This is a genomic window from Methylocystis sp. Uni0008, from assembly GCF_056838045.1.
The window spans coordinates 1,167,014-1,184,255 of the sequence record NZ_CM166370.1 but is presented as its reverse complement, the minus strand read 5'-3'; the positions used below and the strand labels follow the sequence as shown (position 1 = coordinate 1,184,255).

The window sequence follows — 17,242 nt, the reverse complement described above, 5'->3', positions numbered from 1 at the left end:
AAGGCTCGATATGCGCCCGCGGTTCAGCTCCATCGCCCGCTACTCGCTACTTTGGGCCGTTTCGGTTGGCTCTCAGGCGGGCTTGGCCTGCGGCTTCGATGGGCCGCTCGGCGCCGGTTTCGGCGCGATGCACCCGAAGTCGCTTGCGGTCGCTTTTGCGATCAGCGACGCTGTTGCGAGCGGCGTCGTCAATCGCGCTGCGGTCGCGCCGATCGAACCGGGGGCGAAGGGCTATTGGCGCGCTGCGAGCCACATCCAGAGCCTCGAGCGTCGTCTTGCTGCGACTCACGCGATGCTGGATCGGGCGCCGAGAATCTCGGTTCTCTTCATCGAATCCCAGCTGTGGTCGAGATTGGTCTCAAGCGGGCAGGGCTATGATATCGAAATGCATGTCGCCGGACCGACGCCCGGCGATGTCGTGATCGTGACCAATGAAGCGGTGCTCGCCTCGGTGCTCGACGGCGCGCTTGCGCCCCAGGCGGCGCTCGAATTAGGCGTGATCGCAATCGACGCGGAGCCGCCTGCCGCCTACGCCATACGCACGGCTCTGCTCAGCGGAGTCTCATCAGAGACGATCGCCCGCGCGAAATCCATTCCTTTCGTCAGACGCAAGTAGTTGATGTGGATCGCGCGAGCGCGGTCAGCCCCTCATGTCTGGCGTTCAGGTGATGACGCTTGGCGCGGCGCGCTGCGTGTAGCGTTCGATCGCGGCCAGTTCACGCGACAGCGCGATGAGATCGGCGAGCGCCGTCTGAGTCTCGAGATATTGCCGCGCGGGATCCGGCTCGTAGCGCTCGATATAGACGCGCAGCGTCGCGCCGGCGGTGCCGGTGCCGGATAGCCGGTAGACGATGCGTGATCCGTCGGCGAACATCACGCGCAGGCCTTGATGCATCGAGTCGGAGCCGTCGACTGGATCGTGATAGGCGAAGTCGTCGGCCGTCGCGACTTCGAGACCTCCAAAACATTGTCCCTTGAGAGCCGGAAGGCGCGCGCGCAGAGCTTCCATGAGCGCATGCGCGCCGTCGCTCGCGACTTCCTCATAATCGTGACGCGAATAATAGTTGCGCCCGTAGGTCGTCCAGTGCTGGCGAACGATCGCGTCGACGCTCTCCTTGCGCGCCGCGAGTATGTCGAGCCAGAACAGCACCGCCCACACACCGTCCTTCTCGCGCACATGGTCCGAGCCGGCGCCGGCGCTCTCCTCGCCGCAGATCGTCACAAGTCCCGCGTCGAGCAGATTGCCGAAATATTTCCAGCCCGTCGGCGTTTCGTAAAGCGGCACGCCGAGCTTTTCAGCGACTCGGTCGGCGGCGCCGCTCGTCGGCATCGAACGGGCGATTCCCGCGACGCCCCTGCGATAGCCCGGCGCGATCGTCGCATTGGCGGCCAGTATCGCGAGACTGTCCGACGGCGTGACGAAACGGCCGCGTCCGATGATGAGATTGCGGTCGCCGTCGCCGTCCGACGCCGCGCAAAGATCGGGCGAATTGTCGGACATGGCGAGGTCGTAAAGATGCCTCGCGTGGACGAGATTGGGATCGGGATGATGCCCGCCAAAGTCGGGCAGGGGCGTCGCATTGATGACGCTGCCCGGCCGCGCCCCAAGCTCCTCTTCCAGCAACACGCGCGCATAGGGGCCGGTGACGGCCGACATCGCGTCGAATGTGATGGTGAGGCCCGCGCGAAACGCGTCGCGGATGCGGTCGAAGTCGAAGAGCGTCTGCATCAGCGCGCGGTAATTGGCGACGCTGTCGACGACGTCGACGCGCATGTCGCCGATCCTCGTCTCGCCGAGCCGGTCGATATCGACGTCCGGCGCTTCGACGATCCTGTAGGACGCGATCTCGCGCGTGCGCGCATAAATGGCGTCCGTCACCTTCTCAGGCGCTGGACCGCCGTTCGCGACATTGTATTTGACGCCGAAGTCGCCATGCGGGCCGCCCGGATTGTGGCTGGCGGACAGCACGATCCCGCCGAAGGCCCCGAGCGCGCGGATCAGCGCCGAAGCCGCGGGCGTGGACAATATGCCGCCTTGTCCGATCACGACGCGGCCGACGCCATTGGCGGCGGCGATCTTCAGGATCTTCAGGATCGCCTCGCGGTTGAAATAGCGGCCGTCGCCGCCAACGACGAGCGTTGCGCCCCGATATCCCTCCAAAGCGTCGAAAATCGACTGAATGAAGTTCTCAAGATAGTGGCGCTGCTTGAAGACCTCGACTTTCTTGCGCAGGCCGGACGTTCCCGGGCGTTGATCGGCGAAAGGCGTCGTTGCGATCGTCGTCGCGTGTGTATTCCCCATCTGGACGGAGGCCCTGCGTTGGTGTCGACGCGCGATCGGCGCGGCGTCAGCTTCTACAATTCGTCGGCGTGGACGGCAAAAAGGCGGCGCGGGAGTCCCGCGCCGCCTTTTTTCACAATTGTCGGAGAGCTTCGGGCCTACCAGCCCCAGCCGCCCCAGCCGCCTCCCCAGCCGCCGCCGCCCCAGCCGCCGCCCCAGCCGCCTCCCCAGCCGCCCCAGCCGCCGTAGGGATATCCCCAGCCGTAGCCGTAGCCGTAGGGATAGTCATAAGCGCTCGAGGCCGCGAGGCCGGCGCCCAGAAGACCGAGGCCGACGCCCGCCGCGATGGCGCCGCCCGGATTGTAGCCGCCCCAGCGCCGATAGCCCCGCGGTCCCCAGCCGGCGCGACGCCAGCCCCAGCCGCCCCGATAGCCCCAACCGCCACGGCGGTACCAGACGTTTTCGACCGGGCTCGAAGGCGCAACGACCGAACGATCCGGCGCGCTCATTGGGCCGGCGAGCGCTTCGGTGGGAACGGCGGTCGCGAAAGTCGCGCTGCATAGCGCGCCGGAAAGCGCCAATTTCATGCCTTTACGCATCTTACATCCTCCTTTGGGCGCGGCGTTCCGTCGCCTCCATTGGCGCGGCGTTCAGCCGCGATGCTCGCGAACTCCCCTGGAGCTCACGCCGGACGAACAACTCAGTTAGGCGCGATTTGATCCTTTTCGAGAGGCTGAAACGCGACTTTTTTCGGCGTTTACCTTAAGGGCCGAGGTCGATGTCAGACGTGGACTCATCGAGGCCGACTTCTCGGATGAAATGCACAAGCCTGCGGCGAAAAAAGTCGCGCACGCGCGCGGCGGTCGCCGGATGCTGCTCCAGAATCACATGGAACGTCGGCCGCAAGATCTTGAGCACCGTCGCCGGCTCGCGCGCGATGGCCGCGGCGCGCCGCGTCGACGGGGCGACGAGCGCGGTTTCGCCAATCAGCGTCCAGGGCCGGATGATCAAGGATCGGGGACCTCGCTCATCATATGGATCGAGAGCGATGGATCCGATGGTAAGCACATAACCGCCGTCCGACGTTTCACCGCGTCGAAACAGGACGTCGCCCCCGCGCAGCAGGCGCGCTTCGGCGGAAAGGGCAAGCATGCGCAAAGCGCTGGGCTCGAAGAACGCAAAGAGGGGAATGCGCGAGAGATTGGCGATATCGTCGTCCAGCGTCATGTCATTTTGTTTGCCGTCCCCCTCGCCATCTCTATACACGCGGGCCGCGCCGCGTAAGCGTCAACGAAGCGCATCCTCCTCATTTGCGGCGAGCCGATAGCCGTCGCCTTCCGTTTTGAGCCACCGCGGCTTTCCGGGAGACGGTTCGAGCTTGCGTCTCAGCCTGTGAATGTGTGTTTCGAGCGTACGGGTCGACATGTTCGGTCCATAGCCCCACACATCGTGAAGCAGCGCCTCGCGAGAGACCGTCGCGCCGCGGGCGCGCGCCAGCCTTGCGACGATCGCCGCTTCCTTTTCGGTCAGCTTCAAGCGCGCGCCGGAAGCTGCGCGCAGCTCTCCGGCTTCAAAACGATAGGGACCCACAGCCGCCGGAGGACATAAGGAGTCGATGAGGGCGACGAGCTCCCCGAAGCGGATCGGACGCGCGATGACCGCGTCAACGCCCGTCGGCGGCGACTTCGGCGCATCGGCGATAAGCACGACGCGCGTCCTGCAGCCCCGCGCGCGGGCGCGGGCGAGCGCCTCAGCGTTGCAATGCGCGTCGTCCAGGATCGCCGCGTCGGGCCAGTCTTCTCCCGGCGCGCCGAGCTGGCCTTCGCACAGCGCATAGCGGCCGAGGGCGGCGAATTGCTCGACGAGCGTCGCCCGCAGTTGAGCCTCGGCGTCGACGCTAAGCGTGCGCGAAAGGGACATGAGCCGGGATCGCTCCTCGCGTCGAAAAGGCTATTCCTGCTATAGCGGGTCAAACGCGCCCGCGCGCGGCGCATCTGAACCATCATGCATCGGCGAGCGACACGGGCGAAACCTAGCGGACTGGCGTTGCTGCGCGTCGCGCGGCGTATCGGCGGGCGTCCGCACGACGGCAGATTGGTCGCCGGAACCCTCGTTCTTCCTTGCGCGCTCGGCCGCAGCGGCGTCACGCGCAACAAGCGCGAGGGCGACGGCGCGACGCCAGCGGGCCAATGGCCGCTCCTCTATTTTTACTTGCGTGCGCCAGTTCCCTTACGCCTGCCGTGGCGCCGCACGCGGCCGGGCGACCTCTGGTGCGACGATCCGCGCTCGTTCCTTTATAACAAACCGCTCAACGCGCCGTCGCGCCTCGGCCATGAGGAAATGTGGCGCAAGGACGCCCTTTATAACGTCGTGGGCGTTATGGACTACAATCTTCGTCCCCGCGTGCGCGGCCGCGGCAGCGCGATCTTCTTTCACATCGTCACGCAAGATTTTTCGCCGACCGCCGGCTGCGTGGCGTTGCGGGCGCGCGACATGGCGCGGCTCCTCCCGAGGTTGCGGCAGGGGGCCGCGCTATTGATCCAGTAAGCGGGTGCTTGAGCGTCCGGCGACAGACGGCGCCGCAGAGGGGGAAACATCGGCCGAGGTGGGACGTTGAAGGCCTTGCGAAAGGAAGGAGCCGCCTGCGCCGTCGAAATCCTCCGCGGCCGGCTGGAGCTTTCCCCGGCGTTGGCCATATGGCGCCATATTCGGCGTTGCGCGCTCTCGCCGCGGCGCCAGCGGCCCCTGAAAGCAGGGCGCGCCGCAAGCTGGAAATGGTAGGCGAAGCTCTCTCGCCCAGTTTCGCCGCCCATGAAATTGCGACCGCGCCGGGAGGTTGACGATGACCAGCAGCGAGGCTCTCCCCACCCGTTCCTCTGTCGGACACACCGCGCATTGCCGGCGTAAGTGGGGGTGGATCGTCGCCCTCGGCGCCCTGTTCATCATGGGCGGGGTCGTCGCCCTGTTCAACGCTCTGGCCGCGACGGTGGTGGCGATCGTCTATGTGGCTGCGGCGATGGTGGTGGCTGGCGGCTGGCAGATCGTCACCGCTTTGCAGATCCGGCCCTGGGGCCGGGCCGCGCTGTGGGCCGTCGTCGGCGCCCTCACGCTCGTCGCCGGCCTGGCCGCCGCCCGCTTTCCGATCCCTGCGGCTGTTTCGTTCACGGCGCTGATCGGCGCGCTGCTCGTGACCGGCGGCGCCATCAAGCTGTTGCTCGCCTATAAACTGAGCGATCTCAGCCGCTGGGAATACATCGCGATCGCGGGGACCTTGAGCTTCGTCATCGGCCTGCTGATCCTCGCCGAATTGCCCAATGCGGGTCTCTATGTGCTGGGCCTGCTGCTTGGCGTTAACCTGCTCTTCGAGGGGGTAGGCTGGCTGGCGATGGGGCTCGCCGCGCGGCGTGCGGCCGTGCGGCAAGCCGTGTAAGCGGGCTCGGCGCGGTCGAGGGTTCGTCAGCCGCTTGGATAATCCCGTTCGCCCATGATCGCCGAACCGACCCGGACATAGGTGGCGCCCAGCTGAATGGCGAGTTCGAAATCCGAACTCATGCCCATGGAGAGCTCCGCAATCCCATTGCGCGCGGCGATGTCGGCGAGCAAAGCGAAATGCGGCGAGGCTTGCTGGTCGACCGGCGGCACGCACATCAGCCCATCGATCTGCAGCCCATGCGCGTCGCGACAGGCGGCCAGAAAGCCGTCGGCGCTTTCGGGGAGAACGCCAGCCTTCTGCGGCTCGGCCCCGGTGTTGACCTGAACGAAAAGTCGCGGGCGCCTGCCGGTCCGGGTCATCTCCTCGGAAAGCGCTTTCGCAATCTTCTCCCGATCGACGCTTTCGATAACGTCGAAAAGCTCGACCGCCTCGCGGGTCTTATTCGATTGCAGGGGGCCGATGAGATGCAGCTCGATGTCGGGATATTGCTCGCGCAGCTTCGGCCATTTCGTCGCGGCCTCCTGAACCCGGTTTTCCCCGAAGATGCGGTGGCCAGCCTCGAGCAGAGGAACGACCGCCTCGGCCGGAAAGGTCTTGGTGACGCAGACCAGGCGCACGGCGGCAGGATCGCGGCCGCAGTCTCGCGCGGCGCGGTCTATCGCGTCGCGCGTCGATTCAAGGCGTTCAGCGGCTCCCATAGCCCGCGAAAATCGCGATTTCCGCCGCAGGGTCAAGCGCCGAATCTTTTTGTGGCTTCGCAGTGCGGAACTTCGTGCAGCGCGGCGCGTTAAGCTTGCGGCAAGAAGGCATGCGGGACCGTCGCAATCTTCATCAAAGAAAAACGCATCCCGCCCTACCAGTGATCGTTCCCACAGCATTGGAGGCCGCAATGGTTAATGAAAGCCTGATGTACGAAGGGCGCACGATGCATCTGCACCATCTGCGCCGCAAATGGGGTTGGATCGTCGCGCTTGGCGCGCTCATGCTGATCGGCGGGCTTTTCGCGCTCTATGACGTCACGACCGCCACGCTCGTGACGGTGTTCTATGTCGGCGCGGTGATGCTGGTCGCCGGCGCGATGGAGATCATCACCGCCGTTCAGATCAGGCCGTGGAGCAGGGCGCTGCTGTGGGGCGTCGTCGGGATCATCACCGTCGTTGCAGGTTTTCTGGTGTTTCGCGATCCGCTGCTCGCGGCGGTGTCGCTGACGGCGATCATCGGCGTCGCGCTGATCGTCGCCGGCCTCTTCAAGCTGATCCTCGCCTGGCACCTTCGCGACGTCGGTCCTTGGGCGCTTCTGGCCATCGCCGGCGTGATCAGCATCGTCCTCGGCGGCATGATCATGGCGCAGTGGCCTTATTCCGGCATTTACGTCCTTGGCCTTTTCCTTGCGATCAATCTGATCTTCGAGGGCATCAGCTGGATCACCGTCGGGCTTTCGGCGAAGGCGTGAATTCATGGGGAACTCTAGGGGGCCGATCTTTCGGTCCCCTAGCTTTTTCGCGCTAGGCGGATTCCTCTCCGCCCTTTGACATCCCCCTGACCGCCCGGCATTAGAGGCGCAATCCAGAAAGCCTTTTGACCGGACGCGCCAGCCAGATGAGACCCGAACGCTATAATTTCGCCGAGGCGGAGCCGCGCTGGCAGAAGATCTGGGAAGAGAAACAGTCGTTTAAGGCAGGCGCTCGGCTGGGCGCGGCCAAATATTACGTGCTCGAGATGTTCCCCTATCCCTCGGGCCGGCTGCACATGGGCCATGTGCGCAATTACTCGATGGGCGACGTGATCGCGCGCTTCATGCGCGCCAGGGGTTTCGACGTCCTGCATCCAATGGGGTGGGACGCCTTCGGCCTGCCCGCCGAAAACGCCGCCGCGCAGACCGGCGCGCATCCCGCGCAATGGACCTACGCGAACATCGCGGCGATGCGGGCGCAGCTCAAAACGCTGGGGCTCTCGCTCGACTGGTCGCGCGAAATCGCGACCTGCGATCCCGAATATTACGGCCGCCAGCAGAAGCTGTTTCTCGATTTCCTCAAAGCCGGCATCGTCGACCGCAAGAAGTCGAAGGTGAATTGGGACCCGGTGGACATGACCGTGCTCGCCAATGAGCAGGTCATCGACGGGCGCGGCTGGCGCTCGGGCGCGCTCGTCGAGCAGCGCGAACTGACGCAGTGGTTCTTCAAGATCACCTCCTATTCCGAAGAGCTGCTCGCGGCGCTCGACGAGCTCGATCGCTGGCCCGAAAAGGTGCGCCTCATGCAGCGCAACTGGATCGGGCGCTCGGAAGGCATGTTGGTGCGCTTCGCGCTCGCCGAGCCGCTTGGCGACGCGCGGGAGATCGAGGTCTTCACCACCCGCGCCGACACGCTGTTTGGCGCGAAGTTCGTGGCCCTCGCCGCCGACCATCCGCTGGCGAGGGCGGCCGCCCAGAAGGACCCGGCGCTCGCCGACTTCGCCGAGGAGTGCCGGCGCGGCGCGACGTCCGCCGAAGCGATCGAGACCGCGGAAAAGAAGGGCTATGACACGGGGCTGCGCGTCATTCATCCCTTCGATCCGAATTGGACGCTGCCGGTCTATGTCGCGAATTTCATCCTGATAGATTACGGCACGGGCGCGATCTTCGGCTGTCCGGCCCATGACCAGCGCGATCTGGATTTCGCCACGAAATATAATTTGGGGTTTGTGCCGGTTATTCGTCCCGAGGGTATGCACGAGGGAGATATAACGGCGCAAATTGCAAACACTGGCGAAGCCTTCGACGGGGACGGGCGACTGTTCAATTCCTATTTCCTTGACGGGCTAACCGTGCCCGACGCGAAGGACGAGGTCGCAAAGCGGCTGGAGACCACCGCGCTGTTCGACCGGCCGCAGGGCGAGCGGAAGGTCAATTTCAAGCTCCGCGACTGGGGGATTTCGCGCCAGCGCTATTGGGGATGCCCGATCCCGATCATCCATTGCGACACCTGCGGGCCGGTTCCGGTTCCCGAGGGCGATCTGCCGGTAAGGCTGCCGGAGGACGTCTCCTTCGATCAGCCCGGCAATCCGCTCGACCGTCATCCCACCTGGAAGAACGTTTCCTGTCCCTCCTGCGGCGCGCCGGCGCGGCGCGAGACCGACACGATGGACACTTTCGTCGATTCGTCGTGGTATTACGCGCGCTTCGCCGACCCGCATAATCAGACGGCGCCGGCGAGCGCCGAGGCGCTCGCGCGCTGGCTGCCGGTCGATCAATATATCGGCGGCATCGAGCACGCGATTCTGCATCTGCTCTATTCCCGCTTCTTCGCCCGCGCCATGCGCGACAGCGGCCATGCCGCGGTCGCCGAGCCTTTCGCGGGGCTCTTCACTCAGGGCATGGTCGTTCACGAGACCTATCGGGCGCCCGACGGCCAGTGGGTCGCGCCTTACGATGTGCGCATCGAAGTGAGGGAGGGCGGTCGCCGCGCCTTTCTCACCGACGGCGACGTCGAGATCGAGATCGGCCCGATCGAGAAAATGTCGAAGTCGAAGAAGAATACGGTCGACCCGGACGACATCGTCGCGAGCTATGGCGCCGACACGGCGCGCCTGTTCGTTCTCTCCGACAGCCCGCCTGATCGCGACGTCATCTGGTCGGATGAGGGCGCGCAGGGCGCCTGGCGCTTCGTTCAGCGCTTGTGGCGGCTGACCGGCGAACTGGGACGCGTAGCGGCGCCTGTCGGGTCTGAGCCGCCGCCGGCGTTTCACGATCTCGCGCTCGCCGTGCGCAAGGCGACGCATCGGTCGATCGCGCAGGCGAGCGAAAATATCGAGCGGCTGCGCTTCAACAGCGCCATCGCCCGCATCCGCGAATTCGCCAATGAGCTGACGAGCGCGCTCGACGCCGTGACCGAAACGCCGGTCCCCGCCGACCTCGCCTACGCCTTCCGCGAGGCGGCGGACGCGCTCATTCGCCTCGTCGCGCCGATGACGCCGCATGTCGCCGAGGAATGCTGGGCCGATTTGGGCCACAAAGGTCTGGTTGTTGAGGCGCCTTGGCCTGTGGCCGATCCTACCCTGGTCGCCCAGGAGATGATAAGCCTGCCGGTGCAGGTCAACGGCAGGAAGCGCGCCGAAATTCTTGTCGCCCATGACGCCGACGAGGAAACGATTCGCAAAGAGGCTTTGGCGCAAGATGGGGTTCAGCGCGCCATGGAAGGCAAGCCGCTAAAGAAGTTCATTCTCGTCCCGAAAAGGATCGTCAATGTGGTCGTTTAGCAAAGCGGCGGTCGGCAGGTCGGCAGTCGGGCCTCATCCGACGAACGAAGGCCGACTGCCGACCGCCGCATTCCGGCATGTGACGGTTCTCTGCCTGGCGCTGCTGGCCTTGCCGCTTGCCGGCTGCCTGCAGCCGCTTTACGCGCCGGGCGGCATGGGGCTCGACTCCTCCCCGCTCGCCGTCGAGATGCAGGCGATCGCGGTCGACGAGATTCCTCAGCGGCTGGGACATTATGTCCGAAACGACCTGATCTTCGGATTGAACGGCACCGGCTCGCAGCCGCCGCCGCGCTACCGGCTGATGGTCGTTCTTCGCGAGCGCGTGCAGACGCCGATCCTCGACACTGTGACCGGCCGCGCGACTTCGGCGACGGTGATCGTCGACGCCGAATACCGGCTGGTGACCTTGCCTGATGAGGTCGAGGTGACGAAGGGCATCGCCTTCAACATCGCGAGCTACGACCGATTCTCCAATCGTTTCTCCAATGTGCGCGCCGCGCGCGACTCGGAGATCCGCAGCGCGCGGGTGATCGCGGAATCGATCCGCACCAGAATCGCGACTGTGCTCGCGGCGCGCTTGTCGGCCGTCCCGCCCCCCGTCGTCAGTCGCTATTGACGGCGGAGGCGGACGCTCCCGCATCATGACGGCGGTCAGGACTCGCGACGCTGAACGCTTTGTCGCCGCGCCGCCTCCGGGCGTTTTCCTTTTTCTCGTCTTCGGCTCGGACGCCGGCATGGTGCGCGAGCGCGCGCTTGCTCTCGTCGAAAAGCGCGTCGACGATCGTCGCGATCCGTTCCAATTCGTCGAGATGAGCGGCGATGTGGTCGCCGGCGACCCGCTTGCGCTGCTCGATGAAGCGAACACGACGCCACTCTTTGGTGGAAGCCGCGCCATACTTGTCGAGACCGGCGCCAAATCCGTGATCCCGGCGATCGCCTCGCTCATCGCCGCGCCGCCCGCGCATTGCACCGTCGTTCTCACCGCCGGCGCGCTCAGGCGCGACTCGCCGCTGCGCAAGCTCGTCGAGGGGGCAAAGCAGGGCGCCGCGATCGAGTGCCAGCCCGACGCCGAAGCGGACTTGCAGGCGCTCATCGATCGCAGCCTGCGCGATGCCGGCCTCGTCGCGAGTCCCGAGGCGCGCGCCCTTCTGCTCGGCGCGCTTGGGGAAGACCGGCTGATGAGCCGCGCCGAACTGTCAAAGCTCGCGCTTTACATGCACGGCCGCGAGCATGTCGAAGCCGGGGACGTCGAAGCGATCGTCGCGCATGCCTCCAACATCGCGTCTGACCGTGTCGTGGCGACGGCGTTCGCGGGACGCGCCGAAGTCGGCGCAGCGCTCGACGACTATTTTGCGCAGGACGGCGATGCGCAGCCGCTTCTCATCGGCGCGCTGCGCTACGCGGTTGCGCTGCATCGCGCCCGTCTCGCGATGGAACGTGAGGGCGGGCGGCCCGACGCCGGCGTCTCGGCGCTGATGCGCGCGGGCTTTGGCTTCATGCACCGCGCGCTGATGGAGGAGCAGCTGAAGCAATGGTCGTCAGGGCGTCTTGGCGCGCTGATCGAACCGCTGCGCGCTGCGCAGACGCGGGCGCGCGCCAACGCCGGCGTGGCGCAGATGGAAGCCGAGCGCGCGCTGTGGAACGTCGCGCGCGCGGCGCGGCGATAAGAGCGCCGCGTCAGTCCCGATCCGGCGCGCCGAGAGGAAAATAAGCGCGATAAGGTCTTGCTTCGTCGACGGCTCTCGCGAAGGAGGGGCGACTGAGGAGACGACGGCGATACGCGATAACATTCGCCAGCGCGTCGTCTATCGGGTGCGTCCAGTCCGCGTAGAAAAGCGCGGGCGCCGCCGCGCAATCCGCGAGAGAGAAATCCTCTCCCGCTGCCCATTCCCGATCTCTCATCTTTTCGTTGAGCCAGCCGTAGGCGGTGTCCAGCGCCCGACGCGCTTGCGCGACTCCATAGGAATCACGATCTCCTTCACGGCGCAGACGATCAAACACGATTTTCTGCATCGGCGTCATGATGTAATTGTCGAAGAACCGGTCCATGAAGCGGACATCGACCGCCGCATGCGCATCGCGCGGCACGAGCGTTATTCGGCCAGGATAGCGCAGGTCCAGATATTCGACGATGACGCTGGCCTCCATAATGCTGCGCTCATCGTCGCGCAGAAGCGGAAAGCGTCTGATCGGCCAGAGCGCCGCCCATTCGCCTTCCGCTTGCTTGTCCTCGAGCGACCGAAACTCGAAAGCCGTGTCGTTCTCATAAAGCGCAATCAGCGCCTTTTGCGTGTAGGACGAAAACGGATGCCCATACAGCGCGAGCGTCATCACGCGCTTTCATCGAGCAGAACGTTGAATCCGCCGAAGATCATGCGCTTGCCGTCGAAGGGCATCGGCATGTCGTTCATGCGCGGATCTTCGTGCATTTTCTTGTGGGCGGCGTCGCGCACCGCTTTCGACGGCCACACGACCCACGAGAACACGACGTTTTCGCCGTTCTCGGCGGCGACCGCGCGTTTGAAGTCGGTGACTTTGCCGTCCGGCACGTCGTCGCCCCAGCATTCGACGACGCGCAGCGCGCCCCACTCCTTCATGATGGGCCACATCTGCGCGGCGGCCTTGTGGTAGTCTTCCTTCTTGCCCTCGGGCACGGGAATCACGAAACCGTCGACATAGCTCATTGCGCCGCTCCTTCCTGCTGGCACGCCTTTGACGCCGCCTCGGCGTCCATCCACATAATCTCCCAGATATGACCGTCGAGATCTTCGAAGCTGCGGCCATACATGAAGCCGAAATCCTGGGTGGGCGTCGGATCCGCCGCGCCGCCGGCGCGCGTCGCCTTTTCGACGAGCGCGTCGACATCGGCGCGGCTGTCAGCGGAGATGCAGATCAGAACCTCGGCGCTCCTGTGCGCGTCTGCGATCTGCTTCGTCGTGAATTGTCGAAATTTCTCATGCGTCAAAAGCATCGCGTGAATGGTGTCCGAGAAGACGAGGCAGGAGGCGGTGTGATCGGAGAACTGCGGGTTTTTCCTCGCCCCGATCGACTCGTAGAACGCGGTCGCCCTTGGAAGATCGGCGACGGGAAGATTTATGAAAATAAGTCTCGACATGGACGCTCCTCTCAAACCAGCCATTGTGGAACCTACCTCATAAGTTATAAAATGCAACAATGAAGTTAGAAAAAATAACCAAAAAGGCCGCGGCGAAACGAGTCCCGCCCTCCGCGCGCAGCTATGACGACGCCTGCGGCGCCGCCCATGCGCTCGATCTGATCGGCGAGCGCTGGGCGCTGCTGGTGATGCGCGAACTGATGTTCGGCCCGAAGCGATTCAGCGACCTGCGCGCCGATCTTCCGGGGATAAGCGCCAATGTGCTGACGCAACGGTTGGAGCGGCTGGAGGAAATCGGCGCCTTGCAACGGCGCAGGCTGCCGCCGCCGGCGGCGAGCCATGTCTATGAACTGACGCCGTGGGGGTATGAGATCGAGCCTGTCTTCAGCGTTCTCGGCCGCTGGGCGGCGCGCTCGCCCTTGCATGATCCCAGGCTGCCGCTCAGCGCGGCGTCTCTCATGCTCTCCTTCAGGACAATGTTCGACGCGCGCCGGGCGAAGGGATTGAACGCGCGCATCGGCTTTCGCATCGGCGACGAGACGTTTCTTGTGCGACTCCACGACGGCAGATGCGACGCCGCGCGGCAGGCCTTCGACGCCGCAGACGTCGTCTTTGCGGGAGAGGCGACGGCGATAGCGGCGGCCGTCTATGGCGGCGCGCCGCTCGAGGCGCTCGAAGCGGAAAAGGCGCTTGTCGTCGAAGGCGACCGCGCGCTTGCTGAGCGCTTCACCGGGCTCTTTCCCCTGCCGCCGAAGATATGAAATTCACGAAGAGTCCAGTTGACGCCTTCGCGGGACCTGTCATTCCCTGCAGGCCGCAGGCCTGATCGGGAAATCCAGAGCAGCGTCACGAACGATTGTTTTTTCCTCGATTCCCGATCAGGCGCAAAGCGCGCGTCGGCGATGATCGCAAACCTGCGGCGTTCGTTACGCCGCGCTCGCGAGGCTTTCGAAAAGCCCGCGACCGTCGATTCCGCCGACGAGCGGATCGATGAGATTTTCGGGATGCGGCATCAGGCCCAGCACGTTCCGTCCAGCCGAATAGATTCCGGCGATGTCATTGCGCGAACCATTGGGATTGGCGTCGGCGCCGACGTTGCCGGCGGAATCGCAGTAGCGAAACGCGACGAGGCCTTCGCCTTCAAGGCGCTCGATCGTGGCGTCGTCGGCTTCGTAATTGCCTTCGCCATGCGCGATGCAGACTTCGACGGTCTGGCCCTTAACGTAATGCCGGGTGAAGGCGGTGTCGTTTCGCTCGACTTTGAGATGTTGCATGCGGCAGACGAAGCGCAGATTGGCGTTGCGCATCAGCACGCCCGGCAGAAGGCCGCTTTCGCAAAGTATTTGGAAGCCGTTGCAGACGCCCAGCACCAGACCGCCGCGCGCGGCGTGGGCGCGCACCGCGTCCATGATGGCGGCGCGGCCGGCGATCGCGCCGCAGCGCAGATAATCGCCGTAGGAGAAGCCGCCCGGCAACACCACGAGATCAGTGCCCGGCGGCAATTCGTGATCGGCGTGCCATAGCATGGCCGGCTGGCGCCCCGTCGCCTGTTGCAGCGCGCGGGCCATGTCGCCTTCGCGATTGGAGCCGGGGAAAACGACGACGGCGGCTTTCATGGGCGTGTCCTAATCGGCGGGTCGGCAGGTCGGCGGTCGGAAACGCGTAATGCCGACTGCCGAAGTCCGACTGCCGCTTATCGCGTCACAGATCGATCTGATAGTTTTCGATCACGGTGTTGGCGAGCAGCTTCTCGCAGGCGGCCTGCAACTGCGCCTTGGCGGCGCTGGCGTCCGCGCCGGCAAGCTCCACATCGAACACCTTGCCCTGCCTGACGCTGGCTACGCCTTCGACGCCGAGCGACTTCAGCGCCCCTTCGATCGCCTTGCCTTGCGGATCGAGAATGCCGGATTTGAGGGTGACGACGACGCGGGCTTTCATGCGCAGTTCCATTTCAGAAGGTGCGGAACGGTTACTGGCTTGCCGCGTAAAGGGCAAGCCGCGCGTCAGAGCAGACCTGTATCGCGGTAGATGTCGCGCAAGGTCAGCCGCGCGCCGATGACGGGCAGGTCGAGTTCGCTCTCAGCCGCCTCAAAACGGCGCTCGGCGAAACCATTGGCGCGATCGAAGGAGACGACCTCGACCGCGTCCTGCGCGATGACCACATACTGCCTGAGCGACGGCAGCGTCGCATAAGCTTTCCGCTTCCAACGCAGATCCTTGTTCGCCGTCGACGGCGAAAGGACCTCGAACGCGATGATCATGTCGTCGCATTCGATGCCTGCGAGCGAACGCGGGCGAACCATCACATCGGGGACCGGTACGCTCAGCGGCGAGACGCGTACGCCAATTCCGGGGACCGCGAGCCAATCTGCATCTGCATCCCGGGCGCGCTGACCGAGCAAGAAGATCAAATTGCTGGCGACGATCTGGTGAAGAAAACTGGCCGAGGCGTTCAAAATCGGCTTCCCCTCGATCAGCTCCCACTTCTCGTCGTCGGGGCGCGTGGCCGTGAACGCGAAGAACTCCTCCGCGCGCATCGGACCTGAATCGAAATGGGGAACGCCCATGGCGGCCCTTGGAACTCTCCTACTGCACCAGCTTCGGCGCGCCGGTGCGGACAGTTTCGTTTTCCTGCATCACGCCGAGCCGGCGTGCGACCTCGGTATAGGCTTCGACAAGCCCGCCCAGATCGCGTCGGAAGCGGTCCTTGTCGAGCTTGTCGTTCGACTTCATGTCCCACAGCCGGCAGCTGTCGGGTGAAATCTCGTCGGCGACGACGATGCGCATCATGTCGCCTTCCCAGAGCCGGCCGCATTCCATTTTGAAGTCGACGAGACGAATGCCGACGCCGAGGAACAGCCCCGAGAGGAAATCGTTGACGCGGATGGCGAGCGCCATGATGTCGTCGATCTCCTGAGGAGTCGCCCAGCCAAAGGCGGTGATGTGCTCCTCGGACACCATCGGGTCGTCGAGCGCGTCGTTCTTGTAGTAGAATTCGATGATGGAGCGGGGCAGCTGCGTGCCCTCTTCCATGCCGAGGCGCTTGGCGAGCGAGCCAGCGGCGACATTGCGCACGACGACTTCGAGCGGGATGATCTCCACCTCGCGGATGAGCTGCTCGCGCATGTTCAGCCGGCGGATGAAGTGGGTCGGCACGCCGATGCTGTTCAGGTGCTGGAAGATATATTCGGAGATCCGGTTGTTGAGCACGCCCTTGCCGTCGATCACCTCATGCTTCTTGGCGTTGAAGGCGGTGGCGTCGTCCTTGAAGTGCTGAATCAAGGTGCCGGGCTCCGGGCCCTCGTAGAGGACCTTGGCCTTGCCCTCGTAGATGCGGCGTCGGCGGTTCATTGGGATCAACCGGGGCTTGAGAAAGTCCATATGGCGGGTCGTCGCTCCTCCAGTGTGAACGCATGCCGGCTTTTGGGCGCGGTCCTCAGGAGCGGCGGCGGGCGCGCGCCCTGGCCGCAGATAACGGCGGTCCTAGCGTCTTTGGCGGCCAGTGACAAGCCGACATCACACTCTATCGCAAAGGGAAAGACGACACAATGAAACTGAGAGCGCCGCGGCGCAGCATAGCCGTGGCCGCGCCGTTCCACTCCCACGCGCGGGCGCCCGCCATTTGAGCATCCCGTCGTCTGCTCTTCGATGTCGCCCGTTCCTCACCTGCGCCGCTCAGGGCGCTCGGGACTACTTCCAACCGGCCTTCTTCTCGCAATCCTGCTGGGCCTCTGGATTGGCCTTTTCCCACTGAGTGACCGACCGAGTTTCGTTGTCGTCCATCTTCTCGTTCATGCATATGCAATAGGCGCGGACAATTTCGGGCGTCCCGCCTTCCTCGCCCTTGTTATCGTTGATACATTGATTGATCCATTTGAGGTCGTCGCTCGTCATTGTCTGGGCGAAGGCCGAACCTGCAAAGGCCAAGGCGAATAAAACAGCGCATGTAAATTTCTTCATGAAGCGCCCCTTACGTGTCCGATCGCCGGACGGGAAACCTACGCCTCGACAAATAGCCGCGTATGCGCGTTTTGCAAATCAGCACGTCGCGCGGGTTCTGTCCACGCTTGCGGCCTGGGGGCAGGGGAGCCTTCGTGGCGGCCAGGACTGCGCTTTCCGGCATTGGCTTTGCGCCAAAATACGCATATATCGAGCCGACGCCGATGCGGCGCATGAT

The 17,242-nt window shown here is 64.6% G+C and carries 21 protein-coding genes; 8 read left to right on the top strand and 13 right to left on the bottom strand.

What is annotated here, in order from left to right; genetic code table 11:
• Positions 1 to 10 precede the first annotated feature (10 nt).
• A complete protein-coding gene (locus AC0X69_RS05875; RefSeq protein WP_482612206.1) occupies positions 11 to 616 on the top strand; it encodes a hypothetical protein in 606 nt (201 codons plus the stop codon).
• Between the two features lie 45 nt (positions 617 to 661).
• Here AC0X69_RS05875 and AC0X69_RS05870 read toward each other — a convergent pair whose 3' ends face one another.
• From AC0X69_RS05870 to AC0X69_RS05855, 4 genes are all read right to left on the bottom strand, one after another.
• On the bottom strand, positions 662 to 2,302 hold the full coding sequence (locus tag AC0X69_RS05870; protein WP_482612204.1) for an alpha-D-glucose phosphate-specific phosphoglucomutase: 1,641 nt from the start codon (positions 2,300 to 2,302) through the stop codon (positions 662 to 664).
• A gap of 137 nt (positions 2,303 to 2,439) precedes the next feature.
• On the bottom strand, positions 2,440 to 2,880 hold the full coding sequence (locus AC0X69_RS05865) for a hypothetical protein (RefSeq protein ID WP_482612202.1): 441 nt from the start codon (positions 2,878 to 2,880) through the stop codon (positions 2,440 to 2,442).
• Between the two features lie 163 nt (positions 2,881 to 3,043).
• The gene (locus tag AC0X69_RS05860; RefSeq protein ID WP_482612200.1) at positions 3,044 to 3,508 is read right to left on the bottom strand and encodes a cyclic nucleotide-binding domain-containing protein; all 465 of its coding nucleotides are present in this window, start codon (positions 3,506 to 3,508) and stop codon (positions 3,044 to 3,046) included.
• A gap of 60 nt (positions 3,509 to 3,568) precedes the next feature.
• Positions 3,569 to 4,201: a winged helix-turn-helix domain-containing protein gene (locus AC0X69_RS05855; protein ID WP_482612198.1), complete on the bottom strand. Its 633-nt coding sequence runs from the start codon at positions 4,199 to 4,201 to the stop codon at positions 3,569 to 3,571.
• 84 nt (positions 4,202 to 4,285) lie between these two features.
• Here AC0X69_RS05855 and AC0X69_RS05850 point away from each other — a divergent pair, with 84 nt between their 5' ends.
• Both AC0X69_RS05850 and AC0X69_RS05845 read left to right on the top strand, forming a co-directional pair.
• Positions 4,286 to 4,828: a L,D-transpeptidase family protein gene (locus tag AC0X69_RS05850; RefSeq protein ID WP_482612196.1), complete on the top strand. Its 543-nt coding sequence runs from the start codon at positions 4,286 to 4,288 to the stop codon at positions 4,826 to 4,828.
• A 295-nt stretch (positions 4,829 to 5,123) separates the two neighbouring features.
• Positions 5,124 to 5,711 carry an HdeD family acid-resistance protein gene (locus AC0X69_RS05845; RefSeq protein WP_482612194.1) on the top strand — a complete coding sequence of 196 codons (588 nt, stop codon included), beginning with the start codon at positions 5,124 to 5,126 and terminating at the stop codon, positions 5,709 to 5,711.
• Between the two features lie 26 nt (positions 5,712 to 5,737).
• Here the strand turns inward: AC0X69_RS05845 and AC0X69_RS05840 are convergent, their stop codons facing one another.
• Positions 5,738 to 6,412: a YggS family pyridoxal phosphate-dependent enzyme gene (locus tag AC0X69_RS05840; protein WP_482612192.1), complete on the bottom strand. Its 675-nt coding sequence runs from the start codon at positions 6,410 to 6,412 to the stop codon at positions 5,738 to 5,740.
• Between the two features lie 191 nt (positions 6,413 to 6,603).
• Here AC0X69_RS05840 and AC0X69_RS05835 point away from each other — a divergent pair, with 191 nt between their 5' ends.
• The 4 genes from AC0X69_RS05835 to holA all read left to right on the top strand — a co-directional run bounded on the left by AC0X69_RS05835 (position 6,604) and on the right by holA (position 11,617).
• A complete protein-coding gene (locus tag AC0X69_RS05835) occupies positions 6,604 to 7,167 on the top strand; it encodes an HdeD family acid-resistance protein (RefSeq protein ID WP_482612190.1) in 564 nt (187 codons plus the stop codon).
• 146 nt (positions 7,168 to 7,313) lie between these two features.
• On the top strand, positions 7,314 to 9,950 hold the full coding sequence (gene leuS, locus AC0X69_RS05830; RefSeq protein ID WP_482612188.1) for a leucine--tRNA ligase: 2,637 nt from the start codon (positions 7,314 to 7,316) through the stop codon (positions 9,948 to 9,950).
• Complete coding sequence (locus tag AC0X69_RS05825) at positions 9,937 to 10,566, top strand: hypothetical protein (protein WP_482612186.1); 630 nt, start codon at positions 9,937 to 9,939, stop codon at positions 10,564 to 10,566. Before leuS ends, AC0X69_RS05825 begins: the two co-directional genes overlap by 14 nt.
• Before the next feature lie 25 nt (positions 10,567 to 10,591).
• The gene (gene holA, locus AC0X69_RS05820; protein ID WP_482612184.1) at positions 10,592 to 11,617 is read left to right on the top strand and encodes a DNA polymerase III subunit delta; all 1,026 of its coding nucleotides are present in this window, start codon (positions 10,592 to 10,594) and stop codon (positions 11,615 to 11,617) included.
• 10 nt (positions 11,618 to 11,627) lie between these two features.
• Here the strand turns inward: holA and AC0X69_RS05815 are convergent, their stop codons facing one another.
• From AC0X69_RS05815 to AC0X69_RS05805, 3 genes are read right to left on the bottom strand one after another with little or no spacing between them, the layout of a single operon-like run.
• Positions 11,628 to 12,281, bottom strand: a complete 654-nt coding sequence (locus AC0X69_RS05815) for a glutathione S-transferase family protein (RefSeq protein WP_482612182.1) — start codon at positions 12,279 to 12,281, stop codon at positions 11,628 to 11,630.
• Positions 12,281 to 12,634, bottom strand: a complete 354-nt coding sequence (locus AC0X69_RS05810; protein WP_482612180.1) for a DUF1428 domain-containing protein — start codon at positions 12,632 to 12,634, stop codon at positions 12,281 to 12,283. The genes AC0X69_RS05815 and AC0X69_RS05810 overlap by 1 nt, the downstream gene beginning before the upstream one ends.
• Positions 12,631 to 13,065, bottom strand: a complete 435-nt coding sequence (locus AC0X69_RS05805) for a VOC family protein (protein ID WP_482612178.1) — start codon at positions 13,063 to 13,065, stop codon at positions 12,631 to 12,633. Before AC0X69_RS05805 ends, AC0X69_RS05810 begins: the two co-directional genes overlap by 4 nt.
• A gap of 59 nt (positions 13,066 to 13,124) precedes the next feature.
• On the opposite strand from AC0X69_RS05805, the gene AC0X69_RS05800 reads away from it, so the two are divergent.
• Complete coding sequence (locus AC0X69_RS05800; protein WP_482612176.1) at positions 13,125 to 13,826, top strand: winged helix-turn-helix transcriptional regulator; 702 nt, start codon at positions 13,125 to 13,127, stop codon at positions 13,824 to 13,826.
• 165 nt (positions 13,827 to 13,991) lie between these two features.
• Here the strand turns inward: AC0X69_RS05800 and purQ are convergent, their stop codons facing one another.
• The 5 genes from purQ to AC0X69_RS05775 form a co-directional block, all read right to left on the bottom strand.
• Positions 13,992 to 14,681 (bottom strand): phosphoribosylformylglycinamidine synthase subunit PurQ, encoded by a 690-nt coding sequence (gene purQ / locus AC0X69_RS05795; protein WP_482612174.1) that lies wholly within the window; start codon positions 14,679 to 14,681, stop codon positions 13,992 to 13,994.
• A gap of 85 nt (positions 14,682 to 14,766) precedes the next feature.
• A complete protein-coding gene (gene purS, locus AC0X69_RS05790) occupies positions 14,767 to 15,003 on the bottom strand; it encodes a phosphoribosylformylglycinamidine synthase subunit PurS (RefSeq protein ID WP_482612172.1) in 237 nt (78 codons plus the stop codon).
• Between the two features lie 65 nt (positions 15,004 to 15,068).
• Positions 15,069 to 15,632 carry a Uma2 family endonuclease gene (locus AC0X69_RS05785; RefSeq protein WP_482612170.1) on the bottom strand — a complete coding sequence of 188 codons (564 nt, stop codon included), beginning with the start codon at positions 15,630 to 15,632 and terminating at the stop codon, positions 15,069 to 15,071.
• Between the two features lie 19 nt (positions 15,633 to 15,651).
• Positions 15,652 to 16,446 carry a phosphoribosylaminoimidazolesuccinocarboxamide synthase gene (gene purC / locus AC0X69_RS05780; RefSeq protein WP_482612168.1) on the bottom strand — a complete coding sequence of 265 codons (795 nt, stop codon included), beginning with the start codon at positions 16,444 to 16,446 and terminating at the stop codon, positions 15,652 to 15,654.
• 309 nt (positions 16,447 to 16,755) lie between these two features.
• Positions 16,756 to 17,025 (bottom strand): hypothetical protein, encoded by a 270-nt coding sequence (locus tag AC0X69_RS05775; protein ID WP_482612166.1) that lies wholly within the window; start codon positions 17,023 to 17,025, stop codon positions 16,756 to 16,758.
• Between the last annotated feature and the right edge of the window lie 217 nt (positions 17,026 to 17,242).

Coding starts and splice junctions, on each gene's coding strand:
- AC0X69_RS05855 (WP_482612198.1), bottom strand. CDS start 4,201: ATGTCCCTTTCGCGCACGCTTAGCGTCGACGCCGAGGCTCAACTGCGG.
- AC0X69_RS05825 (WP_482612186.1), top strand. CDS start 9,937: ATGTGGTCGTTTAGCAAAGCGGCGGTCGGCAGGTCGGCAGTCGGGCCT.
- AC0X69_RS05860 (WP_482612200.1), bottom strand. CDS start 3,508: ATGACGCTGGACGACGATATCGCCAATCTCTCGCGCATTCCCCTCTTT.
- AC0X69_RS05875 (WP_482612206.1), top strand. CDS start 11: ATGCGCCCGCGGTTCAGCTCCATCGCCCGCTACTCGCTACTTTGGGCC.
- AC0X69_RS05865 (WP_482612202.1), bottom strand. CDS start 2,880: ATGCGTAAAGGCATGAAATTGGCGCTTTCCGGCGCGCTATGCAGCGCG.
- AC0X69_RS05845 (WP_482612194.1), top strand. CDS start 5,124: ATGACCAGCAGCGAGGCTCTCCCCACCCGTTCCTCTGTCGGACACACC.
- purS (WP_482612172.1), bottom strand. CDS start 15,003: ATGAAAGCCCGCGTCGTCGTCACCCTCAAATCCGGCATTCTCGATCCG.
- AC0X69_RS05775 (WP_482612166.1), bottom strand. CDS start 17,025: ATGAAGAAATTTACATGCGCTGTTTTATTCGCCTTGGCCTTTGCAGGT.
- AC0X69_RS05815 (WP_482612182.1), bottom strand. CDS start 12,281: ATGACGCTCGCGCTGTATGGGCATCCGTTTTCGTCCTACACGCAAAAG.
- AC0X69_RS05850 (WP_482612196.1), top strand. CDS start 4,286: ATGCATCGGCGAGCGACACGGGCGAAACCTAGCGGACTGGCGTTGCTG.
- holA (WP_482612184.1), top strand. CDS start 10,592: ATGACGGCGGTCAGGACTCGCGACGCTGAACGCTTTGTCGCCGCGCCG.
- AC0X69_RS05870 (WP_482612204.1), bottom strand. CDS start 2,302: ATGGGGAATACACACGCGACGACGATCGCAACGACGCCTTTCGCCGAT.
- AC0X69_RS05800 (WP_482612176.1), top strand. CDS start 13,125: ATGAAGTTAGAAAAAATAACCAAAAAGGCCGCGGCGAAACGAGTCCCG.
- AC0X69_RS05840 (WP_482612192.1), bottom strand. CDS start 6,412: ATGGGAGCCGCTGAACGCCTTGAATCGACGCGCGACGCGATAGACCGC.
- AC0X69_RS05805 (WP_482612178.1), bottom strand. CDS start 13,065: ATGTCGAGACTTATTTTCATAAATCTTCCCGTCGCCGATCTTCCAAGG.
- purC (WP_482612168.1), bottom strand. CDS start 16,446: ATGGACTTTCTCAAGCCCCGGTTGATCCCAATGAACCGCCGACGCCGC.
- leuS (WP_482612188.1), top strand. CDS start 7,314: ATGAGACCCGAACGCTATAATTTCGCCGAGGCGGAGCCGCGCTGGCAG.
- AC0X69_RS05810 (WP_482612180.1), bottom strand. CDS start 12,634: ATGAGCTATGTCGACGGTTTCGTGATTCCCGTGCCCGAGGGCAAGAAG.
- purQ (WP_482612174.1), bottom strand. CDS start 14,681: ATGAAAGCCGCCGTCGTCGTTTTCCCCGGCTCCAATCGCGAAGGCGAC.
- AC0X69_RS05785 (WP_482612170.1), bottom strand. CDS start 15,632: ATGGGCGTTCCCCATTTCGATTCAGGTCCGATGCGCGCGGAGGAGTTC.
- AC0X69_RS05835 (WP_482612190.1), top strand. CDS start 6,604: ATGGTTAATGAAAGCCTGATGTACGAAGGGCGCACGATGCATCTGCAC.